This window comes from Streptomyces sp. NPDC059142, assembly GCF_042755665.1.
GTDB lineage: Bacteria > Actinomycetota > Actinomycetes > Streptomycetales > Streptomycetaceae > Streptomyces.
Map to the genome: position 1 here is coordinate 66,558 of NZ_JBHZDA010000012.1, position 22,852 is coordinate 89,409.

Annotated in this window: 21 protein-coding genes; 12 read left to right on the plus strand and 9 right to left on the minus strand. The window is 72.5% G+C overall.

What is annotated here, in order from left to right:
* Positions 1 to 136 precede the first annotated feature (136 nt).
* The 3 genes from ACFXPK_RS07145 to ACFXPK_RS07155 form a co-directional block, all read right to left on the minus strand.
* Positions 137 to 1,819 (minus strand): thiamine pyrophosphate-binding protein, encoded by a 1,683-nt coding sequence (locus ACFXPK_RS07145; RefSeq protein WP_385072642.1) that lies wholly within the window; start codon positions 1,817 to 1,819, stop codon positions 137 to 139.
* Positions 1,816 to 2,847 (minus strand): agmatinase, encoded by a 1,032-nt coding sequence (gene speB, locus ACFXPK_RS07150; protein ID WP_385072589.1) that lies wholly within the window; start codon positions 2,845 to 2,847, stop codon positions 1,816 to 1,818. The genes ACFXPK_RS07145 and speB overlap by 4 nt, the downstream gene beginning before the upstream one ends.
* A 140-nt stretch (positions 2,848 to 2,987) precedes the next feature.
* Positions 2,988 to 4,466, minus strand: a complete 1,479-nt coding sequence (locus ACFXPK_RS07155) for a sodium:solute symporter (protein WP_384992244.1) — start codon at positions 4,464 to 4,466, stop codon at positions 2,988 to 2,990.
* Positions 4,467 to 4,636: 170 nt separating this feature from the next.
* On the opposite strand from ACFXPK_RS07155, the gene ACFXPK_RS07160 reads away from it, so the two are divergent.
* A complete protein-coding gene (locus tag ACFXPK_RS07160) occupies positions 4,637 to 6,118 on the plus strand; it encodes a PucR family transcriptional regulator (protein WP_385072591.1) in 1,482 nt (493 codons plus the stop codon).
* Positions 6,119 to 6,192: 74 nt separating this feature from the next.
* Here the strand turns inward: ACFXPK_RS07160 and ACFXPK_RS07165 are convergent, their stop codons facing one another.
* On the minus strand, positions 6,193 to 7,407 hold the full coding sequence (locus ACFXPK_RS07165; RefSeq protein WP_385072644.1) for an amidohydrolase family protein: 1,215 nt from the start codon (positions 7,405 to 7,407) through the stop codon (positions 6,193 to 6,195).
* Positions 7,408 to 7,509: 102 nt separating this feature from the next.
* On the opposite strand from ACFXPK_RS07165, the gene ACFXPK_RS07170 reads away from it, so the two are divergent.
* Positions 7,510 to 7,974, plus strand: coding sequence for a MarR family winged helix-turn-helix transcriptional regulator (locus ACFXPK_RS07170; RefSeq protein ID WP_385072593.1), 465 nt, complete (start codon positions 7,510 to 7,512; stop codon positions 7,972 to 7,974).
* Between the two features lie 42 nt (positions 7,975 to 8,016).
* Here ACFXPK_RS07170 and ACFXPK_RS07175 read toward each other — a convergent pair whose 3' ends face one another.
* Positions 8,017 to 8,352 (minus strand): hypothetical protein, encoded by a 336-nt coding sequence (locus ACFXPK_RS07175; protein WP_385072595.1) that lies wholly within the window; start codon positions 8,350 to 8,352, stop codon positions 8,017 to 8,019.
* 139 nt (positions 8,353 to 8,491) lie between these two features.
* Here ACFXPK_RS07175 and ACFXPK_RS07180 point away from each other — a divergent pair, with 139 nt between their 5' ends.
* A complete protein-coding gene (locus ACFXPK_RS07180) occupies positions 8,492 to 9,301 on the plus strand; it encodes a helix-turn-helix domain-containing protein (RefSeq protein ID WP_385072598.1) in 810 nt (269 codons plus the stop codon).
* On the plus strand, positions 9,288 to 9,518 hold the full coding sequence (locus tag ACFXPK_RS07185; protein WP_385072601.1) for a DUF397 domain-containing protein: 231 nt from the start codon (positions 9,288 to 9,290) through the stop codon (positions 9,516 to 9,518). Before ACFXPK_RS07180 ends, ACFXPK_RS07185 begins: the two co-directional genes overlap by 14 nt.
* Here the strand turns inward: ACFXPK_RS07185 and ACFXPK_RS07190 are convergent.
* Positions 9,475 to 10,488 carry a GNAT family N-acetyltransferase gene (locus ACFXPK_RS07190; protein ID WP_385072603.1) on the minus strand — a complete coding sequence of 338 codons (1,014 nt, stop codon included), beginning with the start codon at positions 10,486 to 10,488 and terminating at the stop codon, positions 9,475 to 9,477. The genes ACFXPK_RS07185 and ACFXPK_RS07190 overlap by 44 nt on opposite strands.
* Positions 10,489 to 10,549: 61 nt before the next feature.
* Positions 10,550 to 11,116 (minus strand): TetR/AcrR family transcriptional regulator, encoded by a 567-nt coding sequence (locus ACFXPK_RS07195; RefSeq protein WP_384992264.1) that lies wholly within the window; start codon positions 11,114 to 11,116, stop codon positions 10,550 to 10,552.
* A 139-nt stretch (positions 11,117 to 11,255) separates the two neighbouring features.
* Here ACFXPK_RS07195 and ACFXPK_RS07200 point away from each other — a divergent pair, with 139 nt between their 5' ends.
* From ACFXPK_RS07200 to tesB, 3 genes are all read left to right on the plus strand, one after another.
* On the plus strand, positions 11,256 to 12,194 hold the full coding sequence (locus ACFXPK_RS07200) for an NmrA/HSCARG family protein (RefSeq protein ID WP_385072606.1): 939 nt from the start codon (positions 11,256 to 11,258) through the stop codon (positions 12,192 to 12,194).
* A gap of 114 nt (positions 12,195 to 12,308) precedes the next feature.
* Positions 12,309 to 13,466 carry an acyl-CoA dehydrogenase family protein gene (locus ACFXPK_RS07205; RefSeq protein WP_385072609.1) on the plus strand — a complete coding sequence of 386 codons (1,158 nt, stop codon included), beginning with the start codon at positions 12,309 to 12,311 and terminating at the stop codon, positions 13,464 to 13,466.
* 9 nt (positions 13,467 to 13,475) lie between these two features.
* Entirely contained in the window at positions 13,476 to 14,393 is a 918-nt protein-coding gene (gene tesB, locus ACFXPK_RS07210; protein ID WP_385072612.1) for an acyl-CoA thioesterase II, read from the plus strand.
* Positions 14,394 to 14,429: 36 nt separating this feature from the next.
* On the opposite strand, the gene ACFXPK_RS07215 is transcribed toward tesB, so the two are convergent.
* Positions 14,430 to 15,209, minus strand: a complete 780-nt coding sequence (locus tag ACFXPK_RS07215; RefSeq protein ID WP_384992276.1) for a phosphatase — start codon at positions 15,207 to 15,209, stop codon at positions 14,430 to 14,432.
* Between the two features lie 200 nt (positions 15,210 to 15,409).
* Between ACFXPK_RS07215 and ACFXPK_RS07220 the strand changes: the two genes are divergently transcribed.
* Positions 15,410 to 15,895 carry a peroxiredoxin gene (locus ACFXPK_RS07220; RefSeq protein WP_384992277.1) on the plus strand — a complete coding sequence of 162 codons (486 nt, stop codon included), beginning with the start codon at positions 15,410 to 15,412 and terminating at the stop codon, positions 15,893 to 15,895.
* Here ACFXPK_RS07220 and ACFXPK_RS07225 read toward each other — a convergent pair.
* Positions 15,882 to 16,544 carry a TetR/AcrR family transcriptional regulator gene (locus tag ACFXPK_RS07225; protein ID WP_384992280.1) on the minus strand — a complete coding sequence of 221 codons (663 nt, stop codon included), beginning with the start codon at positions 16,542 to 16,544 and terminating at the stop codon, positions 15,882 to 15,884. The genes ACFXPK_RS07220 and ACFXPK_RS07225 overlap by 14 nt on opposite strands.
* A gap of 218 nt (positions 16,545 to 16,762) precedes the next feature.
* Between ACFXPK_RS07225 and ACFXPK_RS07230 the strand changes: the two genes are divergently transcribed.
* From ACFXPK_RS07230 to ACFXPK_RS07245, 4 genes are read left to right on the plus strand one after another with little or no spacing between them, the layout of a single operon-like run.
* Entirely contained in the window at positions 16,763 to 18,364 is a 1,602-nt protein-coding gene (locus ACFXPK_RS07230) for a carboxyl transferase domain-containing protein (RefSeq protein ID WP_385072647.1), read from the plus strand.
* A 28-nt stretch (positions 18,365 to 18,392) separates the two neighbouring features.
* A complete protein-coding gene (locus ACFXPK_RS07235; RefSeq protein WP_385072616.1) occupies positions 18,393 to 20,546 on the plus strand; it encodes a biotin carboxylase N-terminal domain-containing protein in 2,154 nt (717 codons plus the stop codon).
* A complete protein-coding gene (locus tag ACFXPK_RS07240; RefSeq protein ID WP_384992285.1) occupies positions 20,543 to 21,517 on the plus strand; it encodes a hydroxymethylglutaryl-CoA lyase in 975 nt (324 codons plus the stop codon). The genes ACFXPK_RS07235 and ACFXPK_RS07240 overlap by 4 nt, the downstream gene beginning before the upstream one ends.
* Before the next feature lie 4 nt (positions 21,518 to 21,521).
* Complete coding sequence (locus ACFXPK_RS07245; RefSeq protein WP_384992288.1) at positions 21,522 to 22,682, plus strand: acyl-CoA dehydrogenase family protein; 1,161 nt, start codon at positions 21,522 to 21,524, stop codon at positions 22,680 to 22,682.
* Positions 22,683 to 22,852: the final 170 nt, after the last annotated feature.

Genomic DNA, 22,852 nt, shown 5'->3' on the forward strand with positions numbered 1-22,852 from the left:
TTGGTGTCGGCGGGTGCGCCCCCGCGGCGCACCCACCCGTAGGACACCCAGGCGTCGGGGAACGGTTGTACGGAACAACGTCACGCTTCCGTACTAAGCCTCGGGGACCGGCCTCATGGCACGTACGCACCTGGCCTCATGGCGCGTCCAGGTGGGTCGGGGCGAACATGCGCAGCAGGGCGGGGAGGACGACGACGGAGGGGCCGGGCTCCGCGAGCGCCTTGGCCAGGTCCTCGCGCAGGGACTCCGGCGCGGTACGGACCGCGGGGACGCCGAAGGACTCCGCGAGGGCCACGAAGTCCGGCCGGGCCAGCTCCGTCCCCTCGGGTTCGCCGAAGGCGTCCGTCATGTACTCGCGCAGGATGCCGTACCCCCCGTCGTCCACGATCAGCCACGTCACCGGTAGGTCGTACTGGCGGGCGGTGGCCAGCTCCGCGATCGAGTACATCGCGCCGCCGTCGCCGGACACCGCGAGGACCGGCCTCGTACGGTCGGCCACGGCGGCGCCGAGCGCGGCGGGGAAGCCGTAGCCGAGACCGCCCGCGCCCTGGCCGGAGTGCATCGGGCCAGGCCACGCCGACCAGGCCCAGTAGGCGAGGATCGTCATGTCCCAGAAGCTGGGCGACGCGGCGGGCAGGGCCTCGCGGACGGCGGCCAGCACCCGCCGCTCCAGCGTGAGGTCCTGGGCGTCGATCCGTTCCCGTACCTTCGCCAGGACCGTCGCGACGGCCGCTGCGGCGGCCGGGTCCTCGCGGCGGGTCACCGACTCCAGCAGCGCGGAGAGCGCGTTCCGCGCGTCGGCGTGGATGCCGAGCGCCGGGTGGTTGGACTCCAGCTTGCCCGCGTCCGCCTCGATCTGGATCATCCGGCCGCGCGGGCGGAACGTGTGGTAGTTGGAGGACAGCTCGCCCAGCCCGGAGCCGACCACCAGCACCACGTCCGCGTCCTCCAGAAAGTCCGTGGTGTGGCGGTCCTCCATCCAGGACTGGAGGGAGAGCGGGTGCTCCCAGGGGAACGCGCCCTTGCCGCCGGCCGTCGTGACGACCGGCGCGGCCAGCTTCTCCGCGAGCGCCCGGAGCTTGCCGGAGGCGTCCGACCTGACCACCCCGCCGCCCGCGATGATCACCGGCCGCCGCGCGTGCGACAGGGCGTGCGCGGCGACGGCGGTCAGTTCGGGGCGCGGACGCAGCTCGCGCGGTGTGGCGTCCATCGGCGTGACGACCGGCAGCGCGACCTCGGCGAGCAGCACGTCCTGCGGGATCTCCACCCAGACCGGGCCGTGCGGGGCGGTGAGCGCGGACTCCCAGGCGGCGGCGATCGCGGACGGGATCTGCGAGGGCGTACGGACGGGGTGCACGGACTTCACGATGTCGCGGAAGGACGCCTGCTGGTCGCGCAGTTCGTGCAGATACCCGTGGCGCCCGCCGCCCAGACCGGCCGCCGGGACCTGGCTGGAGATCGCCAGGACCGGCGCCGAGGCCGCCGCCGCCTCCTGGAGCGCGGGGAGCGCGGTCAGCGCGCCGGGGCCGGTGGAGAGGAGCAGCGGGGCGACCTCGCCGGTGACCCGGCCGTACGCGTCGGCGGCGAACCCCGCGTTGTTCTCCACGCGCAGCCCGATGTACTGGAGCGAGGAGCGGCGCAGGGCGTCGAACATGCCGAGCGCGTGCTGTCCCGGCAGGCCGAAGACGGTCGTGGCGCCGAGGCCGTACAGCGTCTCGACGACCAGGTCGCCGCCGCGCCGGCCGGGCGGCGGGTCGAGCGCCGCGGCGGTCTGCTCGGGGGTGAGGCTCACGGGTTCGTGGTCGTGGTCGTGCATCAGCGCGCCTCCGCCGGGGAGCGTTCAGCGGCGTCGGCACCCTCTGCGGCCTCCGCAGCCTCCGCGGCGATCTGCCGGGACATGACCGTCGTCAGCTCGTACGCCGTGTGGGAGGCGGCGACGGAGGTGATCTCCGCGTGGTCGTACGCGGGCGCGACCTCCACCACGTCCGCGGAGACCAGTCGGCAGGAGGCCAGCCCGCGGATGATCTCCAGGAGTTCGCGCGAGGTCAGCCCGCCCGCCTCGGGCGTGCCGGTGCCCGGCGCGTGCGCCGGGTCCAGGACGTCGATGTCGATGGAGATGTACAGCGGCCGGTCGCCGATGCGCTGCCGGAGCTGATCGGTGATCTCGTCCACGCCCCGGCGCATCACATCGGCGGACGTGACGATCCCGAACCCCATCCTGGCGTCCTCGTCCAGGTCCCGCTTGCCGTACAGCGGGCCGCGCGTACCGACGTGGGACAGCGCCTCCGTGTCGAGGATGCCCTCCTCGAAGGCCCGGCGGAACGGTGTGCCGTGCGTGTACTCCGCACCGAAGTAGGTGTCCCAGGTGTCGAGATGGGCGTCGAAGTGGAGCAGCGCGACCGGTCCGTGCCGCTTCGCGACCGAGCGGAGCAGCGGGAGCGCGATCGTGTGGTCGCCGCCGAGGGTCATCAGCCGCGCGCCGGTCCCCAGCAGTTCGTCGGCCGCCGCCTCGATCGTCTCGACCGCCTCGCCGATGTCGAACGGGTTGGCGGCGATGTCCCCGGCGTCCGCGACCTGCGCGAGCGCGAACGGCGAGGCGTCCTGCGCCGGGTTGTACGGGCGCAGCAGCCGTGACGCCTCGCGTATCGCGTTGCCGCCGAAGCGGGCGCCGGGCCGGTAGGAGACACCGGTGTCGAAGGGGACGCCGACGACGGCGACATCGGCCCTGCCGACCTCGTCCAGCCGGGGGAGCCGGGCGAACGTGGCCGGTCCCGCGTACCTCGGGACACGGGACGAGTCGACGGGCCCGCGCGGGCCGTGGTGTCCGTGGTGTCCGTTGCTGCTCATCGTCGGGCCTCTCCGGGAATCGCTGTGTCGCCGCGTCACGTCGCCCGGCGCGTCACGCGGCGCACCGGGACGCCGACGCGCCATGACCGTTCTGTGGAACTCTGTCTCACTCTGCCGCGCTCTGCGGCAAGTGCTCCGTATCAAGAATGGACCAGCCCACTGACAGTGGACTCCCCGGCCTCCTCCGGCGCCTTCCCCGCGAGCCGGGCACGCCACACCGCGAGCACCGCCTCGTCGGTCGGCGGCGTCGCCAGGCTGACGATCACGTACGCGGCGAGCGAGGCCAGCAGGCCGTAGTAGATGGGCTGGTTGGCGAGGATCCCGTACGCGGCCATCAGCCCCACGACGGTGACCCCGCCGACGATCACGGCGGCCAGCGCGCCGTACACCGTGCCGCGCCGCCACAGCAGCCCGCCGAGGATCGGTACGAGCAATCCGCCGACCAGCAGGTTGTACGCGACGGTCAGCGCCTCGACGACGTTGTTCAGGGCGATGGCCACGGCGATCACGCCGACCCCCATGACCAGGATGAACAGCCGGTTGCCCCGCACCTCGTCCACCTCGCCGTGCGCGTCGCCGCCCCGTCCGACGGCTCCGCGCAGCCGCGCCCAGATGTCGTTGTTGGCCACGGTCGCGCAGGCGATCAGCGCGCCCGAGGAGGTCGACATCACGGCCGCGAGCGCGGCGGCCAGGACCAGTCCGCGTACCCCCGTGGGCAGTTCGTCCGTGACGATGGTCGCGAACGCGTCGTCCGCGCTGCCCAGGTCGGGGTAGAGCACCTTGGCGGCGGTGCCGATGACCGCGCCGGCCAGCGCGTACACCAGACAGTAGGTACCGGCGACGGTGCCGCCCCAGCGCGCGACCTTGTCGCCGCGCGCGGTGAACACCCGCTGCCAGATGTCCTGTCCGATCAGCATCCCGAAGGTGTAGATCAGGACGTAGGTGAAGATCGTCTCGCCGCCGATGCCGAACGGCGAGAAGTACTCCGAGGGCAGCCGCTCCTTCATCTCCGCGAAGCCGCCCGCCTTGACGACGGCGATGGGCAGCAGGAGCAGCAGCACCCCGATGGTCTTCACGACGAACTGCACCATGTCGGTCAGCGTGATGGACCACATACCGCCGAGCGTCGAGTACGCGACGACGACCGCCCCGCCCAGGATGATCGCGACGGTGCGGTGCAGGTCGAAGAGGACGTCGAAGATCGTGGCGTACGCGATGGTCGAGGTGACGGCGAGCATCAGGGTGTACGCCCACATCACGATGCCCGAGATCAGCCCGGCCCGGCCGCCGTAGCGCAGGTCGAGCATCTCGGAGACGGTGTAGACCTTCAGCCGGGCGATCCGCGCGGAGAAGAAGACGGAGAGGGCGAGCAGTCCGAGGCCGATGGCGAAGACCATCCAGGCGCCGGAGAGGCCGTGCCGGTAGCCGAGGCCGACGCCGCCGATGGTCGAGGCGCCGCCCAGGACGATGGCGGCCATGGTGCCGGAGTACATCCAGGGGCCGAGCCTGCGGCCCGCCACCAGGAACTCGCTCTTGGACCGGGCGCGGCGCATGCCCCACCAGCCCATGGCGAGCATGCCGGCCAGATAGACGACGATCACCGCGTAGTCGACAGCCATGGGCTTCCTCCGTCTCGTCTCACGCCTGAAGGTGCCCGGATCCGTTCGCCTGCGTAAAAAGACGGAGGCGCCGCCGGCCGAGCGTGTGGGACATGACGGTAGGTGGCCGGTGGGCGGCGCTGAAGTGTACGTTTCATCCATTCTTTCCGCCGAGGACGGATGGATCATCCATGCCGGACATCACCACCGCCCCTTCCGCCCCGCCCGCTCCCCCGGTGCCGCTCGCCGATCTGCTGGCGGACCGGACGCTGGGCCTGCGCGGGATCGCGGGCCCGCAGGACGACGGTTCCCAGGTGGTGCAGTGGGTGCACACCTCGGAGATGGCCGACCCGTACCCGTATCTGCTCGGCGGCGAGCTGCTGCTGACGGCGGGCGTCCAGCTCACCGACGCCTACGCGGACACCTATGTGGGGCGCGTGGTCGAGGCGGGCGCGGCGGCGCTCGGCTTCGGGGTGACACCGGTGTACGACACGGTGCCGACCGCCCTGGTCGACGCCTGCGACCGGCACGGTCTGCCGCTGCTGGAGGTGCCGCCCCGTACCCCGTTCACGGCGGTGGTACGCGCGGTGTGGCGGTTGATGGCGGAGGCACGCCACCGGGAGCTGCGCCGGGTGACCCGGGCCCAGCAGGGCCTGGCCGCCGCGGCGGCCAGGCAGGATCCGGTGCCCGCGGTGCTGCACCAGCTCGCGGTGGGGCTCGACGGCCGCGCGGTCCTGTTCGCGCCGGACGGCGCGGAGCTGCACTCGACGGGCCGCTCCCCCTCCCCCGGCGCCCGTACGGCGCTCGCGCGCCTGGCCAGGGTGGTCAACCCGGCGCGGAACAGCACCGCGCCCTCCTCGGCCACGGACACGACACAGGGTGCCCATCTCGCCGCGTACGCGCTCGGCGGCGGCCAGGGCCTGGTCCTCGGCGTGGCGGCCGAGCGGCGCGAGCCCGGCGACCACACCGTCGCGGGGGTCGCCGTGGTCCTGCTCTCCCTCCTCACCGCGCCGCACCAGGGCGCGGCGGAGGCGGGCCGTTCGGCCGCGCTGGTACGGCTGCTGCTGGGCGCCACCCCGGCCGAGACGGCGCCGCTGCTCGGCCCGGGGCCCTGGCGGGTGGTCCAGGGGCGCGGCGGCGCCACCCCGTTCGCGGCGGGCGCGCTGGCGGCGGCCCTGGGCAGCGCGCTGGCCGACACGGACGGCACGACGGTCCGCGTCCTCACCGACCGCGAGGTCACCGCCAGGCCCGGCTGGACCCTCGGCGTCAGCGACCCGGTCGCCCCGCAGGACCTGGCCGGGGCGGCCACCCGCGCGCTGCGCGCCCTGGGCCGCGCGGAGGCCACCCGTACCGCCCTGGTACGCCACGACCCGGCGGGACCGGCGGCCGGGCTCACCTCCCTGATCCCCCCGGAGGAGGCCGCCTCCCACGCCCGCGCCCTCCTGGCCCCCCTCCTCGCGGCCCCGGGCGCCCCGGCCCTGACGGAGACGCTGCGCGCCTGGCTCTCGCTGCACGGAAGCTGGGACCGTACGGCGGTCGCCCTGAAGGTCCACCGCAACACGGTCCGCCACCGCGTCGCCCGCTGCGCGGCCCTGCTCGACCGGGACCTGGACGACCCCGACGTACGGATGGAGCTGTGGTTCGCGCTACGGGAGCCGCCGGAAACGCCCTGACCCGGCCGACCCGGCGCGCCGCCCCCGGGGCCGGGTCGGGTGGACGGGGGACGGGATCCGGGGAGGGACCGCGCTCACGCCGCCAGGCGGCTGCCGCGGCGCCAGACGGCACGGGTGTTGAGGGTGTCGCCGATGGTGGCGGTCGGGTCGCCGTCGACCAGCAGGAGGTCGGCCCTGAGCCCCTCGGCGATGCGGCCCCGGTCGCTGAGGCGGAAGCGGCGGGCGGTGGTCGCGGTGGCCGCGCGCAGGGCTCGTGCGGGTGTGAGGCCGGCCGCCACCAGGTACTGGAGTTCGTGGTGCAGGCTCGCCCCGTGCGCCAGGCCCCCGAAGAACGTCTCGGGCATGGAGACGTCGGTCCCGGCCAGCACGTCGACACCGGCGGCGTCCAGCGCGCGCACGGTGTCGTACACGTCGTGGAGCTTGCCCTGGGGGAAGCGGTTGTAGCTGGAGCGCAGGGTCCGGTCCCAGGCGGCGTCGAGACGCGCGGCGACCCGGGGGTCGTCGGCGAGTTCGCTGCCGTCGATCCCCATCATCGAAGCGTTGAGGGTGACGCAGGGGATGACGAACATGCCCGCGTCCTTGATCAGGGCGATGATCTCGGCGGAGTGCGGCTGGTCCATGAACACGTGGGTGAGGCCGTCGATGCCGGCTTCGGCGGCCGTCCTGGTGGCCTCCACGGTCAGCGCGTGGGCCACGGTCAGGGCGCCGTACTTCTTGGCCTCGGCGACACCGGCGTGCACAGTGGCCCGGTCGAGCACGGGCAGCCCGGGGTGTCCCTCCACGCTGCCGTCGTCGATCATGAACTTGATGAAGTCGGAGCCCCGGGCGAGGAGTTGCGGCACGAAGGCGGCGGCCTCCTCGGGCGTGGTGGAGAACGGCATCAGGGGCATCACCGGGGGAAGTTCCCACTTGGGCCGGAACCCCTCGGGCATCAGCTCGCTCGGGTGTCCGCCGGGCGGTGTGATGGCGAATCCGGAGGAGCGCACGTCGGCCTGTGTGTCGTCGTCGGTGACGGCCCCCCGGTTCTCCCGGGTGTTCATCCCCTGCATCTCCAGTTCGGTCGTCACCCCGAACCGCAGGGCGAGCGCCAGGGAGCCCGGGGCGGAGTGCACATGGGCGTCGATGAGTCCCGGCAGCAGTGTGGCACCGCTGCCGTCGACGATCTCGCTGCCCCGTGGGGCCTCGCCACCGACACGGGCGATCCTCCCGCCGTCGATGACCACGGTCCGCACGCCGACCGCCTGCTCCCCGTCGAAGATCTGCGCGTTGGTGATCGCCGTGAGCGCCATGACGGTCCGCCTCATTTCGTGGTTCGTTCAAGATTTACATACCCAATGCTATGCACTTGTTGAATGGTATGCAAATGTGCCGGCCGGGCCTAGACTCGGCACATGAGCAGCACGCCCCTCTCCGAGCCCCCCGAAGACCCGGCGCTGGATCAGATCGGCCCGGCACTGTCCCGGCTGCGGCGCCGCGCACCGGCATCGGGCAAGGACCTCTCCCGCAACCTCGTGCTCAACGTCATCGCCGACGCGCCGGGCGAGACGACCGTCGGGGGGCTCGCCGCCGAGATGGGCGTCGCGCAGCCGGTGGCAAGCCGGACCGTCGCGGCCTGCATAGCGGAGGGGCTGCTGCGGCGGGCGGCGTCCCAGTCCGACGGACGCCGCACCGTGCTCGAACTCACCGAGCACGGCGAGGCCGAACGCAACCGCTTCGCCGCCGAACAGCGAAAGGCGTTCCTGGAGATCACCGTCACCTGGTCACCGGAGGAGCGGACCCAGTTCGCACGGCTCCTGACCCGGTACGGAGTGGACGCCACCGCCTGGTCCAGGAGACAGGCCGCACACCGCGACTGACGGAGCGGCACCTCACGGGACCGGCCGGCCCGCCACCGGGGGTCAGCCCTCGGAGTCCTCCACATCGGGACACGGAGGCTCCGGGATACGGGCACCCCGGCTCTCCGCCACCCGGCAGACATCGCGCAGCGCCTCGGACATCCGGGCCACGAGAAAGCGGAGCTGCACGGAGGTGGTCCTGGACTCGGCGAGCATGTCGGCCGCGTGACCCAGGATTTCGGCAGCCATGTCGAGCTGCGCGTCCTCCATCTCGTCGGCCATCCGGGAGATGTAACCGTTCCCGCCACCGGCGAGGTAGCACGGCTTGCCGTCCTCGCCGGACCACGGAAGCAGGCGCAGCGCCTCCCTTGAACCATTGAGGGCAGACACACTGAACACGTCGTCAACTCCTGTTGCTCGAAGGGCACGCCCCACAGGAATGCCCTGTGTAGCGATTCCCTCACACAGTGCGACCGCGCTCGCTAGGCTCGCCAGAGGATTGCAGGTGACACCGCGTCTGTCGCAAGGGAGTCGGCACATGGGAAGCATCTACGGCGATTGGCTCAAGGAACAGCGAGTAGCGGCGGGCCTGACGCAACAGGAACTGGCGGACGCCGCGATCATGACCCGTTCGCACATCTCGCACATCGAGGCGGGGCGCCGTGTCCCGTCCAAAGAGGACGCGCAGCGGCTCGACAGGGCCCTGAATACGGGGAATGTACTGCGCAGCTTTCTGCCACGGGACGACTCGGTTGTCGCCGATCGATTCGAGGTCGCGCGACAACTCGAACAACAAGCCACCACAATCCGCGAGTTCGCGCTGTCCCTCGTGCCTGGAATTCTTCAGACCGAACGCTATATGCGCGCGGTTCTCGATACGGCTTCGCCGCCTTGGAGCAAGGAGGAGTGCGACAGGATCGTCGTCACGCGGCTGGGGCGGGCCAAGATCCTCGACTCCCCGGTAACCCCCGTAGTGTGTGCCCTGCTTGACGAATCGGTGCTACGTCGTGCAGTCGGCGGGCCGGAGGTCATGGCAGAGCAGATGAACCACATCGTGCACTTGGCGGAGGTTCGACGCGTACGGATTCACGTGCTGCCGCACAGCCTGGGGGCCCACCCGCTCCAGCAGAGCATGCTGTCGCTGATGTGGTTCGAGGATCAACCGCCCGTGGCGTACTCCGAAGCCATTTACATGGCCAAGCTTCACGATGACCCCACCATGGTCGAACGGATCCAAGCGGCCTACGCTCTAGCGCTGGGCGACGCGCTGCCCACAAGGGAATCGCTTGCCCTGCTCAGGGCAGCAGCAGAGGAATACGGACACAATGACCGAGATGACAGCCCCTGACGCCACCGGCACAAACCGCTGGCGCAAGTCGTCCTACAGCGGAAACGACGCGGACAGTTGCCTCGAAGTACTCGACAACCACCCCTCCGGCGTCCCCGTCCGCGACTCCAAGGCCCCCCACGCCCCCGCGCTCCTCTTCCCCCCGGCCCCCTGGACCTCGTTCGTGGCCGCCGTCAGGAGCGGAACGCTCCCCGGCCGAGCGGGCGCGCGTACGTGACGGCTTCGCGGGTCGCCGCGAAGCCCGATCTCTCGTACATGCCCAGCGCTCCCGACGGGTTGTCCGTGTCGACGGTGAGCGACACCGTGTCGTAACCGGCGTCGCCCGCCGTGCGCAGGACGTCCGTCAGGAGTGCCTGCGCCGCGCCCCGGCCGCGCCAGGAGCGGCGGGTGCCGAGGAAGCCGACGTGGCAGTCGCGGCTGCCCGTCTCGGCCGTCTCCGCCTCGCTCTCCTCCGCGAGGAGGTACGCGACGACCTCGTCGCCCGCGATCAGCAGCCGGGACATCGCGGGCCGGAACGAACCGGCGCCGGTGACCCAGGTGCGCCAGTCGGTGGCGTCGAACGGGGTGAAGTTCCAGTGGTCGCGGAACGCGTCGTTGTGGGCCAGCCGGGTGGCCTCGTCGTACGTCGCGTCGAACGCGACCGGAAGGGTGCCCTCCGGGGCGGGCCGGGGCTCGGGGCTCCGGTCGCCGGTGGGGGCCGGCTGCTTCATGTCGAACCACCAGCGGCACGGCCGGAAGCCCTGCCGCTGGGCGAGTTTCAGCAGCCCCGGGTCCCCGGCCAGCCCGTCCAGCAGCAGTTCGCCGCGCAGGGCGGAGAGCTGGGGGTCGGCCTTGAGGCGGGTTTCCGCGCGGGCCTCCAGCCAGTCGACGAGCCGGGTTCCGATGCCGTGCCGCCGCCGGTCGGGGTGGACCGCCGCGTCGCCCTGGAAACGGGCCACCTCCGGTGCGCCGTGCGGTGTGTGCAGGACCGCGTACGCGACGAGGCGCGACCCGCTCCACAGGCCCAGGCTGTCCCGGGCCGGGTCGAGTTTGGGGTCCTCCAGCATCTCGACGAGGTCTTCGGCGCTGACGTGCTCGCCCGCCCCGTCGACGCTCTCGATCTCCGCGCGGAGTCTCTGCCAGTCGGCGACGGAGCCCTGGTCCAGGGGGCGGGCCTCCAGGTCGTCCGCGGTGTGCTGTCGCGCCATGTCCATGGTCCTTTCGCGGATCCTCGCCGCCCCGGTCTCACCGTATTTCACGCACGCGTCCTCAGCTCTTCGGGCTGAGCCCCGCCACCGTCAGGCCCAGCAGCCGGTGCGCCTCGGCGGACGGGTCCCGGTGGTGTTCCGTGGCCCAGACGATGCCCGCGATCAGGGTGAGCAGGTCGGTGACGGTCAGGCCGGGCGCCACCGCCCCGTCCCGTTCGGCGCGGCGCAGGAGCGGGTCGAGCGCCTCGGTGAACTTCGCCGCGCAGGCGTTCAGGTGCGCGGCGTCCGCGGAGAGCGGCGCGTCGGGGGTCAGGGCGACGGCCAGGCCCCGGGCGGAGGCGGCGTACGCGGTGACGGCGGTCAGCCACTCCAGGAGCGCGGCGCGGGCGTCGGGCGAGGCGGAGAGTTCGTGGGCGCGGTCGCACAGGACGTCGAGGCGTTCGTGGAAGACCGCGTCCAGGAGCGCGCGGCGGCTGGGGAAGTGCCGGCGGACGGTGGCGGAGCCGACCCCCGCGACGCGTGCGATCTGCTCCAGGGAGGCGTCGGCGCCGTGTTCGGCGACCTCCGCCTCGGCCACGGCGAGGATCCGCGCGTAGTTGCGCCGGGCGTCCGCGCGCTGGACCGGCATGGCGTCATCTCCGGAATCGTCGAGGGGGGAGTTGCTAAGTGGCGGGGCCCTCCGTATCTTACCGAAGAAGAAACGGCGGACCCCGCCGTTTAGCGTCGGCGCCGGTCACGCACCGGACGCCCCCTGCCCGAGGAGTGCCATGCCCACAGCCGCCGTACCACCCGGATCCGCGCCCGTCCTGGTCACCGGCGCCACCGGCCGGCAGGGCGGCGCCACCGCCCGCGCCCTGCTCGCGGCGGGCGTCCCCGTCCGGGCGCTGGTCCGCGACCCGGCGAGCGCGCGGGCGAAGGCCGTCGAGGCGCTCGGGGCCGAGCTGGTCACCGGCGACCTCCTCGACCGCGCCTCCGTGACGAGGGCGGCCGAAGGGGCCCGCGCCGTCTTCTCCGTACAGATGCCCGCGATGAGCGAGGACGGCATCGACTTCGAAGGCGAGCTGGCCCAGGGCGCCAACCTGATCGAGGGCGCGAGGGCCGCCGGGGTGGAGCAGTTCGTGCACACCTCGGTCTCCGGCGCCGGGCAGCACACCGGGGCCCCCGGCTGGGCCGAGGGCCGCTGGGCGGCGATGGAGCCGTACTACACCACCAAGTCCGGACTCCAGGACCGGGTGCGCGAGGCGGGCTTCGCGCACTGGACGCTCATCAAGCCGGCCTTCTTCATGGACAACTTCCTGCCCTCCATGGCGTTCCTGTTCCCGCGCGGCGTCGCGGGCGGACTGGTGAGCGTCATCAAGCCCGGGACGACCCTGTCGCTGGTCGCGGTCGACGACATCGGCCGGGCCGCTGCCGCCGCCGTCGCCCGGCCGGAGCGGTTCGACGGGGTGGAGCTGGAGCTGGCGAGCGAGTGCCTGACGATGACGGAGGTCGCGGCGGTCCTCTCCCGGGTCCTGGGTACGGAGCTGACCGCGCCCGACATGACCGAGGAGGAGGCGTTCGCCGCCGGGATGCCGGGGATGGGCGCCGCGCACGAGTTCGTGAACGTGGCGGGCCAGCCGGCCCGCCCGGAGTTCGCGCGGGCCCTCGGCATCCCGCTCACCCCGTTCGAGGAGTGGGCGCGGGGGCATCTGCACGCCACCACGTGACCGCTTCACGCCACCGGCGACCTCTGGACACCCGGACGAACCGCCGGGTAACTTGGACTGAGCAAGCGCTTAATCGAATGCTCCGTCCCGTCGCGAACCGCAGGAGGTTTTCCCGTGCGCCGTACCGTTTACAACGAGGACCACGAGGCGTTCCGGGAGACCATACGCGCTTTCGTCGAAGCCGAGGTCGTCCCTGTCTACGACGAGTGGTACGCGGCGGGGCAGGCGCCCCGCGACTTCTACCACACCCTCGGTGAGCTGGGCATCTTCGGGATCGAGGTGCCCGAGGAGTACGGCGGCGCCGGCGAGGAGTCCTTCAAGTTCCAGGCCGTCATCACCGAGGAGTGCGCCCGCGCCGGGGTCTCCTTCGGAGGGTCGGGCGTGCATGTCGCGCTCTGTCTGCCGTATCTGAAGGCGTACGCCACCGACGAGCAGAAGAAGCGGTGGCTGCCCGACTTCGTCAGCGGCCGGACGATGTACGCGATCGCCATGACCGAGCCCGGCACCGGCTCCGACCTGGCCGGGATGAAGACGACGGCCAAGCTCTCCGAGGACGGGACGCACTACGTCCTCAACGGCGCGAAGACGTTCATCACCGGCGGTGTCCACGCGGACCGCGTCATCGTCTGCGCCCGTACCGCCGCCCCGACGCCCGAGGACCGGCGGCACGGGATCTCGCTGCTGGTCGTGGACACGAAGGCGGAGGGGTACGCGGTCGGCCGCAAGCTCGACAAGCTGGGGCTGAAGACCTCCGACACCGCCGAGCTGTCCTTCACCGACGTGAAGGTGCCGGTGGGGGATCTGCTCGGCGAGGAGAACAAGGGCTTCTCCTACCTCGGCCAGAACCTGCCGCAGGAGCGTCTGGGCATCGCGGTCGGGGCGTACGCGCAGGCCGCGGCGGCGGTCCGGTTCGCGCAGGCGTACGTGCAGGACCGTACGGTCTTCGGCAAGAGCGTGGCGTCCTTCCAGAACACCAAGTTCGAGCTGGCCGCCTGCAAGGCGGAGGTGGACGCGGCGGAGGCGGTCGTGGACCGCGCGCTGGAGGCGCACGACCTGGGCGAGCTGTCCGCCGCCGAGGCCGCCTCGGCGAAGCTCTTCACCACCGAGGTCGCGCACCGCGTGATCGACAAGTGCCTCCAGCTCCACGGCGGCTACGGCTACATGAACGAGTACCCGATCGCCCGCCTGTACGCGGACAACCGCGTCAACCGGATCTACGGCGGCACCAGCGAGGTCATGAAGATGATCATCGCCAAGTCGATGGGGCTGTAAGCCGCACCGATGGACGACGCCCCCGGCACTCCGGACGCTCCGAACACTCCGGACGCCCTGTCCTCGCTGCTCGATCTGCTCGACCTGGAGCGGATCGAGCAGGACATCTTCCGCGGCGAGAGCTCCTCCGCGTCCGCGGTCGTCCCGCGCGTCTTCGGCGGGCAGGTCGCCGCCCAGGCGCTGGTGGCCGCGGGCCGTACGGTCCCCGCCGACCGTACGGCCCACTCCCTGCACGCGTACTTCCTGCGGCCCGGCGACCCCGGCGCGCCGATCGTCTACACCGTCGACCGGATCAGGGACGGGCGCTCCTTCACCACGCGGCGGGTGGTCGCCGTCCAGCACGGCCGGCCCGTCTTCCATCTCTCGGCGTCCTTCCAGACGTACGAGGAGGGGCTGGAGCACCAGTCGGAGATGCCGGGGGCGCCGGATCCGGAGACGCTGCCGACGGGCGCGGAGCTGCTGCCCCGGTACGCCGACCGGTTCGTCCACCCGGGTGTGGTGGACCGGCTGATGGAGGCGCGCGCGGCGGTCGATCTGCGCTATGTGGACGCGCCGCCGTACGCCGGGGTGGGAGAGCCGCGCGAGCCGCGCTCCCAGGTGTGGTTCCGTACGGCGGGGAAGCTGAGCGACGATCCCCTGCTGCACGTCTGTCTGGCGACGTACGTCTCCGACATGACGCTGCTCGACTCGGTGCTGCTGGCCCACGGGCGGGGCGGCTGGACGGTCGGGGACGTGGTGGGGGCGAGTCTGGACCACGCCATGTGGTTCCACCGGCCGTTCCGGGCGGACGAGTGGCTGCTGTACGACCAGCAGTCCCCGTCGTCCTCGGGCGGGCGCGGGCTGGGGCAGGCGCGGATCTTCACCCGGGACGGCAGGCTGGCGATCTCGGTGATCCAGGAGGGCGTGATCCGGGTACCGCGCGAGTGAACCGGCCGTCCCGCTCCGCAGGGGGCGGCGGCGCCGTCAGAGCAGACCGGCGGCGTTGAGCAGATAGGCCGTCATCGGGTCGTAGAAACGCGGGTCCGTCACATGGTCGTCCAGCGGGACCGTCACACCGAGGGTGCCCTCCGCCTCGCCGAGGAAGAGCGCGGGGTCGTTGCAGTCCGCGTACCCCATCGAGTCGAGACCCCGCTGCCCCGCGCACCCCGCCCAGCCGTGGTCGGCGACCACCAGGTCGGGCTGGGGTCTGCCGTCGCGCTCCAGACCGTCGAGGATCGCCCGCATCGGCTCCGGGGAGTGCGTGTGCCACAGGGTCGCGCCGCGCTCCAGCACCGCGACGTCGGCGAACTGGAAGACCATGCCCTCGTCCGCCGTGAGCCCGGCGGGGATCGTGACGATCTCGCACCCGGCGGCGCGCAGCGCGTCGGCGGTCTGCCGGTGCACGTCCAGCAGCCCGCCCGGGTGACCGGTCGCGAAGAGGACGCGCTCCTGGGCGTCGGCGGCCTTGCGCAGCCGGGCGGCCATCCGCTCCAGGGCGTCGACGGTCAGCTCGGGGTCGATGGTGTCCTGGCCGGCGCGGTGCTCCGGGTCGTCGTTCACCCCGCAGCGCTCGGCCATCACGGCGAGCACGTCCTGCTCGTCGGTCCAGCGGTCGCCCAGCTCCAGGCCCAGCCAGTAGTGGCGGTCGCCGTTGGCGAGCTTGCGGTAGTGGCGGAGGTTGTTGTCGCGGGGTGTCGCGACATTGCCCGCGATGCGCGTACGGACGAGATGGTCGACGAGGGCGGGGCGGCTCGGTATCGGCATGAGCCCATTGTGCCGTCAGGCCGCCGCGCCGTCAGGCCCGCACGGCGCGGCGGGGGTCCGGCGGCCCGGGAGGGGCCGCCCCGGGCAATCCGGCGGGACCCCGGTGCCGAATGCCCCGCGAGGGGTGGTCCACTGTCCGTACGTCCGTCCCTCTCATCCGTCCCTCTCATCCGTCCCCGACCCTCGACCAGGAGTCTCCTGTGGCAGCTTCACCCGATCTCGGCCGTCCCGTAGAGCCCTTCACGCTGCCGGGCGGCGTGCTCGACGGCGACACCTTCGTACGGCGGGAGTACCGGCTCGAAGAGCGGCAGGGGCATCCCCTGGTCCTCGCCTTCTACCCCGGGGACGACACCACCGTCTGCACCAAGCAGCTCTGCTCGTACTCCAGCGGTCTGGAGACGTTCACGGATCTGGGGGCCGAGGTCTGGGGCATCAGCCCGCAGGACGTCGACAGCCATGAGACCTTCGCACGTAAGTACGATCTTCGGATTCCGCTGCTCGCCGACACCGACCGGTCGGTCGCGAAGGCGTTCGGGGTGGCCGCGCCCGGGATCGGGGTGCGCCGGTCGGTGTTCCTGATCGCGCCGGACGGCTCGCTGCACTGGAAGCACGTCGCGCTGCTCGGGGTGACCTTCCAGCCCGTGGAGACGCTGGCCAGGGAGCTTTCGGGGCTCAAGGCCGCCTGAACCGGTCCCCTTCACCGCGTACGTCGCCCTCGTCGCCCAGCGCGGCGAAGGCGCCGTGCGCCAGGCGCCGCAGCAGCGCCTCCGTCCTGGCCCGGCCCGGCGCCCCGCCGCCGTAGGGGCCGAGGTGCGGCGTCGAGTTGAGCAGCCCGAAGACGGCGTGCACGGCGCCGCGCGCCTGCGCCTCCGGTACGCGCGGGTAGAGCTCCCGCACGACCGTGACCCACAGCTCCACGTACTGCCGCTGGAGCTGACGCACCAGCTTGCGGTCGCTGTCCCTGAGCCGGTCCAGCTCCCGGTCGTGGAGGGTGATCAGCGGCCGGTCGTCCAGCGCGAAGTCGATATGGCCGTCGATCAGCGAGGCCAGCAGCGCGGCCGGGTCCCGGCCCTCCCCCGCCCGGTCCGCCGCCCCGCCGGCCTCCCTGACGCGCAGCCGCCCGCCGTCCAGCAGCCGGCCGCTGATGCCCACCAGCAGCTCGGCGAGCATGGCGTCCTTGCCCGCGAAGTGGCGGTACAGCCCCGGTCCGCTGATCCCGACGGCCGCCCCTATCTCGTCGACGCCCACGCCGTGGAAACCACGCTCGGCGAAGAGGCGCGCGGCCTGCTTGAGGATCTGTTCGCGGCGGGTCGGCGCGGCGGTCCGGGTGCTCATGGGAAATCATTCTAGACAGGGTCGTTAGCGATCGTTAACCTGGAGACGCGAGGTTAACGCTCACTAACATCCGGGCAGGAACAGATGGCCGGACGCGGGTGGGCGGACGGACGCGGGCCGGAGCAAGGGAGCTACCAGCGATGCAGCAGCCGACAAGGCGGGTGGACGGGCACACGGCGGTACGGGAGGCCGTGCGGCCGGCGGCGCAGCGGGCCCCCGTGCTGACCAGCTCCGCCGACCCCGCGTCCGCGGCCTGGAAGGCCAACGAGGTGGCGCACGGCGCGCTGGCCGACGCGCTGCGCGCCCGGCTCGGCGCGGCGCGGCTGGGCGGCGGCGAGAAGGCCCGGGCCCGGCACACCGCGCGCGGGAAGCTGCTGCCGCGCGAGCGGGTGGACGCCCTCCTCGACCCCGGTTCGCCCTTCCTGGAGCTGGCGCCGCTGGCGGCGGAGGGGATGTACGGAGGGGCGGCCCCGGCCGCCGGGGTGATCGCCGGGATCGGCCGGGTCAGCGGCCGCGAGGTGGTGATCGTCGCCAATGACGCCACGGTCAAGGGCGGCACGTACTACCCCATGACGGTGAAGAAGCATCTGCGCGCCCAGGAGGTGGCCCTGGAGAACCGGCTGCCGTGCCTGTATCTCGTCGACTCGGGCGGCGCCTTCCTGCCGCTCCAGGACGAGGTCTTCCCCGACCGGGACCACTTCGGCCGGATCTTCTACAACCAGGCCAGGATGTCGGGCGCCGGCATCCCGCAGATCGCCGCCGTCCTCGGCTCCTGCACGGCGGGCGGGGCGTACGTCCCGGCGATGAGCGACGAGGCGGTGATCGTGCGCGGGCAGGGCACGATCTTCCTGGGCGGGCCGCCGCTGGTGAAGGCGGCGACGGGCGAGGTGGTCACGGCGGAGGAGCTGGGCGGCGGCGAGGTCCACTCCCGTACGTCCGGGGTGACCGACCATCTCGCGGAGGACGACGCGCACGCGCTGCGGATCATGCGCACCATCGTCTCGACACTGCCCGCGCGCGGGGCGCTGCCCTGGTCGGTGGAGCCGGTCGAGGATCCCGCGGTGGATCCGGCCGGGCTGTACGGCGCGGTGCCGGTGGACTCCCGTACGCCCTACGACGTGCGCGAGGTGATCGCGCGGGTGGTGGACGGCTCCCGGTTCGCCGAGTTCAAGGCCGAGTTCGGTACGACGCTGGTGACGGGGTTCGCGCATGTCCACGGCCATCCGGTCGGGATCGTCGCCAACAACGGCATCCTCTTCTCCGAGTCCGCGCAGAAGGGGGCGCACTTCATCGAGCTGTGCGACCAGCGCGGCATTCCCCTGCTCTTCCTCCAGAACATCTCGGGGTTCATGGTCGGCCGGGACTACGAGGCGGGCGGGATCGCCAAGCACGGCGCGAAGATGGTGACGGCGGTGGCCTGCGCGCGGGTCCCGAAGCTGACGGTCGTGGTGGGCGGTTCGTACGGGGCGGGCAACTACTCGATGTGCGGGCGGGCCTACTCCCCCCGCTTCCTGTGGATGTGGCCCAACGCCAAGATCTCCGTGATGGGCGGCGAGCAGGCCGCCTCCGTGCTCGCGACGGTCAAGCGGGACCAGATCGAGGGGCGCGGCGAGGAATGGGGCGCCGACGAGGAGGAGGCGTTCAAGGACCCGGTCCGCGCGCAGTACGAGACACAGGGCAACGCCTACTACGCGACGGCGCGCCTCTGGGACGACGGGGTGATCGACCCGCTGGAGACCCGTCAGGTGGTGGGTCTCGCCCTGACCGCGTGTGCCAACGCCCCGCTCGGTGAAGCGGGCTTCGGCGTCTTCCGGATGTGAGAGGGCGAGGGTGAGGGTGGGAGCGGCAATGTTCGACACGGTCCTGGTGGCCAATCGTGGCGAGATCGCGGTCCGCGTGATCCGTACGCTGCGCGCCCTCGGCGTGCGGTCGGTCGCGGTGTTCAGCGACGCGGACACGGACGCGCGCCACGTACGCGAGGCGGACACGGCGGTACGGATCGGGCCCGCGGCGGCGTCGGAGAGCTACCTCCGCGCCGACCGGCTGCTGGACGCGGCGGCGCGTACGGGCGCGCAGGCGGTCCACCCGGGATACGGCTTCCTCTCGGAGAACGCGGCGTTCGCGCGGGCCTGCGCCGACGCGGGGCTGGTCTTCATCGGACCGCCGGCCGCCGCGATCGAGCTGATGGGCGACAAGATCCGGGCGAAGGAGACGGTACGGGCGGCGGGCGTCCCCGTGGTGCCCGGCTCCTCGGGCAGCGGGCTGACGGACGCCCAGTTGACCGAGGCGGCTGCCCGGATCGGGATGCCGGTGCTGCTGAAGCCGTCGGCGGGCGGCGGCGGCAAGGGCATGCGGCTGGTGCGCGCGGAGGCGGCGCTCGCCGAGGAGATCGCGGCGGCGCGGCGCGAGGCCCGCTCCTCCTTCGGGGACGACACGCTGCTGTTGGAGCGGTGGGTGGACCGGCCGCGCCATATCGAGATCCAGGTCCTCGGCGACACGTACGGGAACGTGGTGCATCTGGGCGAGCGCGAGTGCTCGCTCCAGCGCCGCCACCAGAAGGTGGTGGAGGAGGCGCCGTCCGTGCTGCTGGACGCGGCGACGCGCGCGGCGATGGGCGAGGCGGCGGTCCGCGCGGCGCGCTCGTGCTGCTACACGGGGGCGGGGACGGTCGAGTTCATCGTCCCGGGCGACGACCCGGCGTCGTACTTCTTCATGGAGATGAACACCCGCCTCCAGGTCGAGCATCCGGTCACGGAGCTGATCACCGGTCTCGATCTGGTGGAGTGGCAGCTCCGGGTGGCCGCCGGGGAGGAACTTGCCCTCGCCCAGGAGGACATCACCTTCACCGGGCACGCGGTGGAGGCCAGGATCTACGCGGAGACGGTCTCCGTGAAGGAGGGCAGCCGGGGCTTCCTGCCCTCCGGGGGCACGGTGCTGGCGCTGCGCGAGCCGCAGGGCGGCGGCGTGCGGACGGACTCGGGCCTCGCGGTCGGCACGGAGGTCGGCAGTACGTACGACCCGATGCTGTCGAAGGTCGTCGCCCACGGCCCCGACCGGGCCACGGCGCTGCGCACCCTGCGGGCGGCCCTCGCGGACACGGTCACGCTCGGGGTCCCGACGAACGCCGGGTTCCTGCGCCGGCTGCTGGCCCTTCCCGCGGTGGTCGCGGGCGAGCTGGACACGGGGCTGGTGGAGCGCGAGATGGCCGCCCTGGTGCCGGACGGGGTGCCGCCGGAGGTGTACGCGGCGGCGGCGGCCGTCCGCCAGGCGGAGCTGGAGCCCTCCGCGGCGGAAGGCCCCACGGGAGCGGCGGGGTGGGTGGATCCCTTCTCCGTGCCGAGCGGCTGGCGGCTGGGCGGCGCGCCCGCGCCCGTACGCCACTCGCTGCGTGTCGCGGGACAGGACCCGGTGACGTACGAGATCTCGGCCTCGGACGGGTTCCGGGTGGAGCCCGGTCTCGTCACCGTCACCCTGGACGGAGTGACCCACACCTTCCACCGGGCGGGGCGGTGGCTCGGCAGGAACGGCGAGAGCTGGCACGTGCAGGACTTCGACCCGGTGGAGGCGGCGCTGCGGGGCGCCGGGGCGGCGGGCGGCGTGGACGCGCTGACCGCGCCGATGCCGGGGACGGTCACCGTGGTGAAGGTGGGCGTCGGGGACACGGTCGTGGCGGGACAGAGCCTGCTGGTCGTGGAGGCGATGAAGATGGAGCACGTCATCTCCGCCCCGCACGACGGGACGGTCGCCGAGCTGGACGTCACCCCCGGCGCCACGGTCGCCATGGACCAGGTGCTGGCCGTCGTCACCCCGGCAGGGCCGCCCGCGGCCCAGCCGCCCGGGGAGCCGGTCTCCGGGCCGCCCGGCGTACCGGCGCCCGGCGCACAGCCGCCCGGCGTACCGGCGCCCGGCGCACAGCCGCCCGGCGTACCGGTGCCAGGCGCACCGATGCCAGGCGCACCGGTCTCCCGCGCACCGATCTCCGGCGTACAGGAGGAGTCATGACCGACGGGCTGCCCATGGCCGTTCCCGCGCAGGGGCTGCCGCCCCGGGTCCGTATCCACGAGGTGGGCGCGCGGGACGGGCTCCAGAACGAGACGAACGTCGTACCGACCGAGGTGAAGGCCGAGTTCATCCACCGGCTCGCGCACGCCGGGCTGACCACCGTCGAGGCCACCAGCTTCGTCCACCCGAAGTGGGTGCCCCAACTGGCGGACGCCGAGGCGCTCTTCCCGCTGCTGGCGGATCTGCGGGGCGAGGTGGAGCTGCCGGTCCTCGTGCCGAACGGGCACGGTCTGGACCGCGCGCTGGCGCTCGGGGCCCGCCGGGTCGCCGTGTTCGCCAGCGTCACCGAGTCCTTCGCCAAGGCCAATCTGAACCGGACCGTGGACGAATCGCTCGCCATGTTCGCGCCGGTCGTCGCCCGCGCCCGTGAGGAGCGGATGGGGGTGCGCGGCTATCTCTCCATGTGCTTCGGCGACCCGTGGGAGGGGCCCGTCCCGATCCACCAGGTCGTCGCCGTCGCCAAGGCGCTGCGGGACATGGGGTGCGACGAGCTGAGCCTCGGCGACACCATCGGGGTGGCCACCCCCGGTCATGTCCAGGCGCTGCTCTCCGAGTTGAACGAGGAGGGGGTGGCGACCAGCACCCTCGCCGTGCACTTCCACGACACCTACGGCCAGGCGCTCGCCAACACGCTCGCCGCGCTCCAGCACGGCGTGACGACGGTGGACGCGTCGGCGGGCGGCCTGGGCGGCTGCCCGTTCGCCAGGAGCGCCACCGGGAACCTCGCCACCGAGGACCTGGTGTGGATGCTCGACGGCCTCGGGGTGGAGACCGGTGTCGACCTCGGCCGGCTCACCGCCACCAGCGTCTGGCTGGCCGGGGAGCTGGGCCGCCCCAGCCCCTCCCGTACCGTCCGCGCGCTGTCCGGCCGGACGGCGGCGTCCGACACGGCCCAGTCCCCCAAGGAGTGACCCGATGCCCCTGGACCACCGCCTCTCCACCGAGCACGAAGAACTGCGCCGTACCGTCGAGGAGTTCGCGCGCGAGGTGGTCGCGCCCAAGATCGGCGACTTCTACGAGCGCCACGAGTTCCCGTACGAGATCGTCCGTGAGATGGGGCGGATGGGGCTGTTCGGGCTGCCGTTCCCGGAGGAGTACGGCGGTATGGGCGGCGACTACCTCGCGCTCGGGATCGCGCTGGAGGAGCTGGCGCGCGTCGACTCCTCGGTGGCGATCACCCTGGAGGCCGGGGTCTCGCTGGGCGCCATGCCGGTGTACCGGTTCGGCACGGAGGAGCAGAAGCTCGCGTGGCTGCCCCGGCTCTGTTCGGGCGAGATGCTGGGCGCGTTCGGGCTGACCGAGCCCGACTGCGGTTCCGACGCGGGCGGTACGCGCACCACGGCGGTGCGCGAGGGCGACCAGTGGGTGATCAACGGCACCAAGTGCTTCATCACCAACTCGGGCACGGACATCACGGGTCTGGTGACGGTCACCGCCGTCACCGGCCGCAAGGCGGACGGGCGTCCGGAGATCTCCTCGATCATCGTCCCGTCCGGCACCCCCGGCTTCACGGTCGCCGCCCCGTACTCGAAGGTCGGGTGGAACGCGTCGGACACCCGCGAGCTGTCCTTCTCCGACGTACGGGTCCCGCTGGCGAATCTGCTCGGCGAGGAGGGGCGCGGGTACGCGCAGTTCCTGCGGATCCTGGACGAGGGCCGGGTCGCGATCTCCGCGCTGGCGACGGGGCTCGCCCAGGGGTGTGTGGACGAGTCGGTGGCGTACGCGGCGCAGCGGCACGCCTTCGGCCGGCCGATCGGCGCCAACCAGGCGATCCAGTTCAAGATCGCGGACATGGAGACCCGCGCGCACATGGCGCGGATCGGCTGGCGGGACGCGGCCTCGCGGCTGACGCACGGGGAGCCGTTCAAGAAGGAGGCGGCGATCGCGAAGCTGTACTCGTCGACGGTCGCCGTGGACAACGCCCGGGACGCCACCCAGATCCACGGCGGTTACGGCTTCATGAACGAATATCCGGTGGCCCGGATGTGGCGCGACTCCAAGATCCTGGAGATCGGTGAGGGGACCAGCGAGGTCCAACGCATGCTCATCGCCCGTGAGCTGGGCCTGCCGGACTGATCCGGGCCGCTCCCCGGCCGCCCGTCGCGCCGCCCGGCGGGGGCCGGGCCTCCGGCCCCCTGCTTTTCCGCGTCCGTGTGCCGGACGCACCCTGGGATACTCGGTGAGGTTAGGCTAACCTACCTTCGAATGAGCAACCTGGCTGTCACAGGCCGTACCCAGCACCCAGG

What these genes read in the sequence shown, in the direction of transcription:
- ACFXPK_RS07180 (WP_385072598.1), top strand. Translation starts at nt 8,492, where the DNA reads ATGGGAAGCATCTACGGCGATTGGCTCAAGGAACAGCGAGTAGCGGCG.
- ACFXPK_RS07240 (WP_384992285.1), top strand. Translation starts at nt 20,543, where the DNA reads ATGACCGACGGGCTGCCCATGGCCGTTCCCGCGCAGGGGCTGCCGCCC.
- ACFXPK_RS07170 (WP_385072593.1), top strand. Translation starts at nt 7,510, where the DNA reads ATGAGCAGCACGCCCCTCTCCGAGCCCCCCGAAGACCCGGCGCTGGAT.
- ACFXPK_RS07215 (WP_384992276.1), bottom strand. Translation starts at nt 15,209, where the DNA reads ATGCCGATACCGAGCCGCCCCGCCCTCGTCGACCATCTCGTCCGTACG.
- ACFXPK_RS07225 (WP_384992280.1), bottom strand. Translation starts at nt 16,544, where the DNA reads ATGAGCACCCGGACCGCCGCGCCGACCCGCCGCGAACAGATCCTCAAG.
- tesB (WP_385072612.1), top strand. Translation starts at nt 13,476, where the DNA reads ATGGACGACGCCCCCGGCACTCCGGACGCTCCGAACACTCCGGACGCC.
- speB (WP_385072589.1), bottom strand. Translation starts at nt 2,847, where the DNA reads ATGAGCAGCAACGGACACCACGGACACCACGGCCCGCGCGGGCCCGTC.
- ACFXPK_RS07195 (WP_384992264.1), bottom strand. Translation starts at nt 11,116, where the DNA reads ATGCCGGTCCAGCGCGCGGACGCCCGGCGCAACTACGCGCGGATCCTC.
- ACFXPK_RS07165 (WP_385072644.1), bottom strand. Translation starts at nt 7,407, where the DNA reads ATGGCGCTCACGGCGATCACCAACGCGCAGATCTTCGACGGGGAGCAG.
- ACFXPK_RS07245 (WP_384992288.1), top strand. Translation starts at nt 21,522, where the DNA reads ATGCCCCTGGACCACCGCCTCTCCACCGAGCACGAAGAACTGCGCCGT.
- ACFXPK_RS07185 (WP_385072601.1), top strand. Translation starts at nt 9,288, where the DNA reads ATGACAGCCCCTGACGCCACCGGCACAAACCGCTGGCGCAAGTCGTCC.
- ACFXPK_RS07200 (WP_385072606.1), top strand. Translation starts at nt 11,256, where the DNA reads ATGCCCACAGCCGCCGTACCACCCGGATCCGCGCCCGTCCTGGTCACC.
- ACFXPK_RS07235 (WP_385072616.1), top strand. Translation starts at nt 18,393, where the DNA reads ATGTTCGACACGGTCCTGGTGGCCAATCGTGGCGAGATCGCGGTCCGC.
- ACFXPK_RS07190 (WP_385072603.1), bottom strand. Translation starts at nt 10,488, where the DNA reads ATGGCGCGACAGCACACCGCGGACGACCTGGAGGCCCGCCCCCTGGAC.
- ACFXPK_RS07155 (WP_384992244.1), bottom strand. Translation starts at nt 4,466, where the DNA reads ATGGCTGTCGACTACGCGGTGATCGTCGTCTATCTGGCCGGCATGCTC.
- ACFXPK_RS07160 (WP_385072591.1), top strand. Translation starts at nt 4,637, where the DNA reads ATGCCGGACATCACCACCGCCCCTTCCGCCCCGCCCGCTCCCCCGGTG.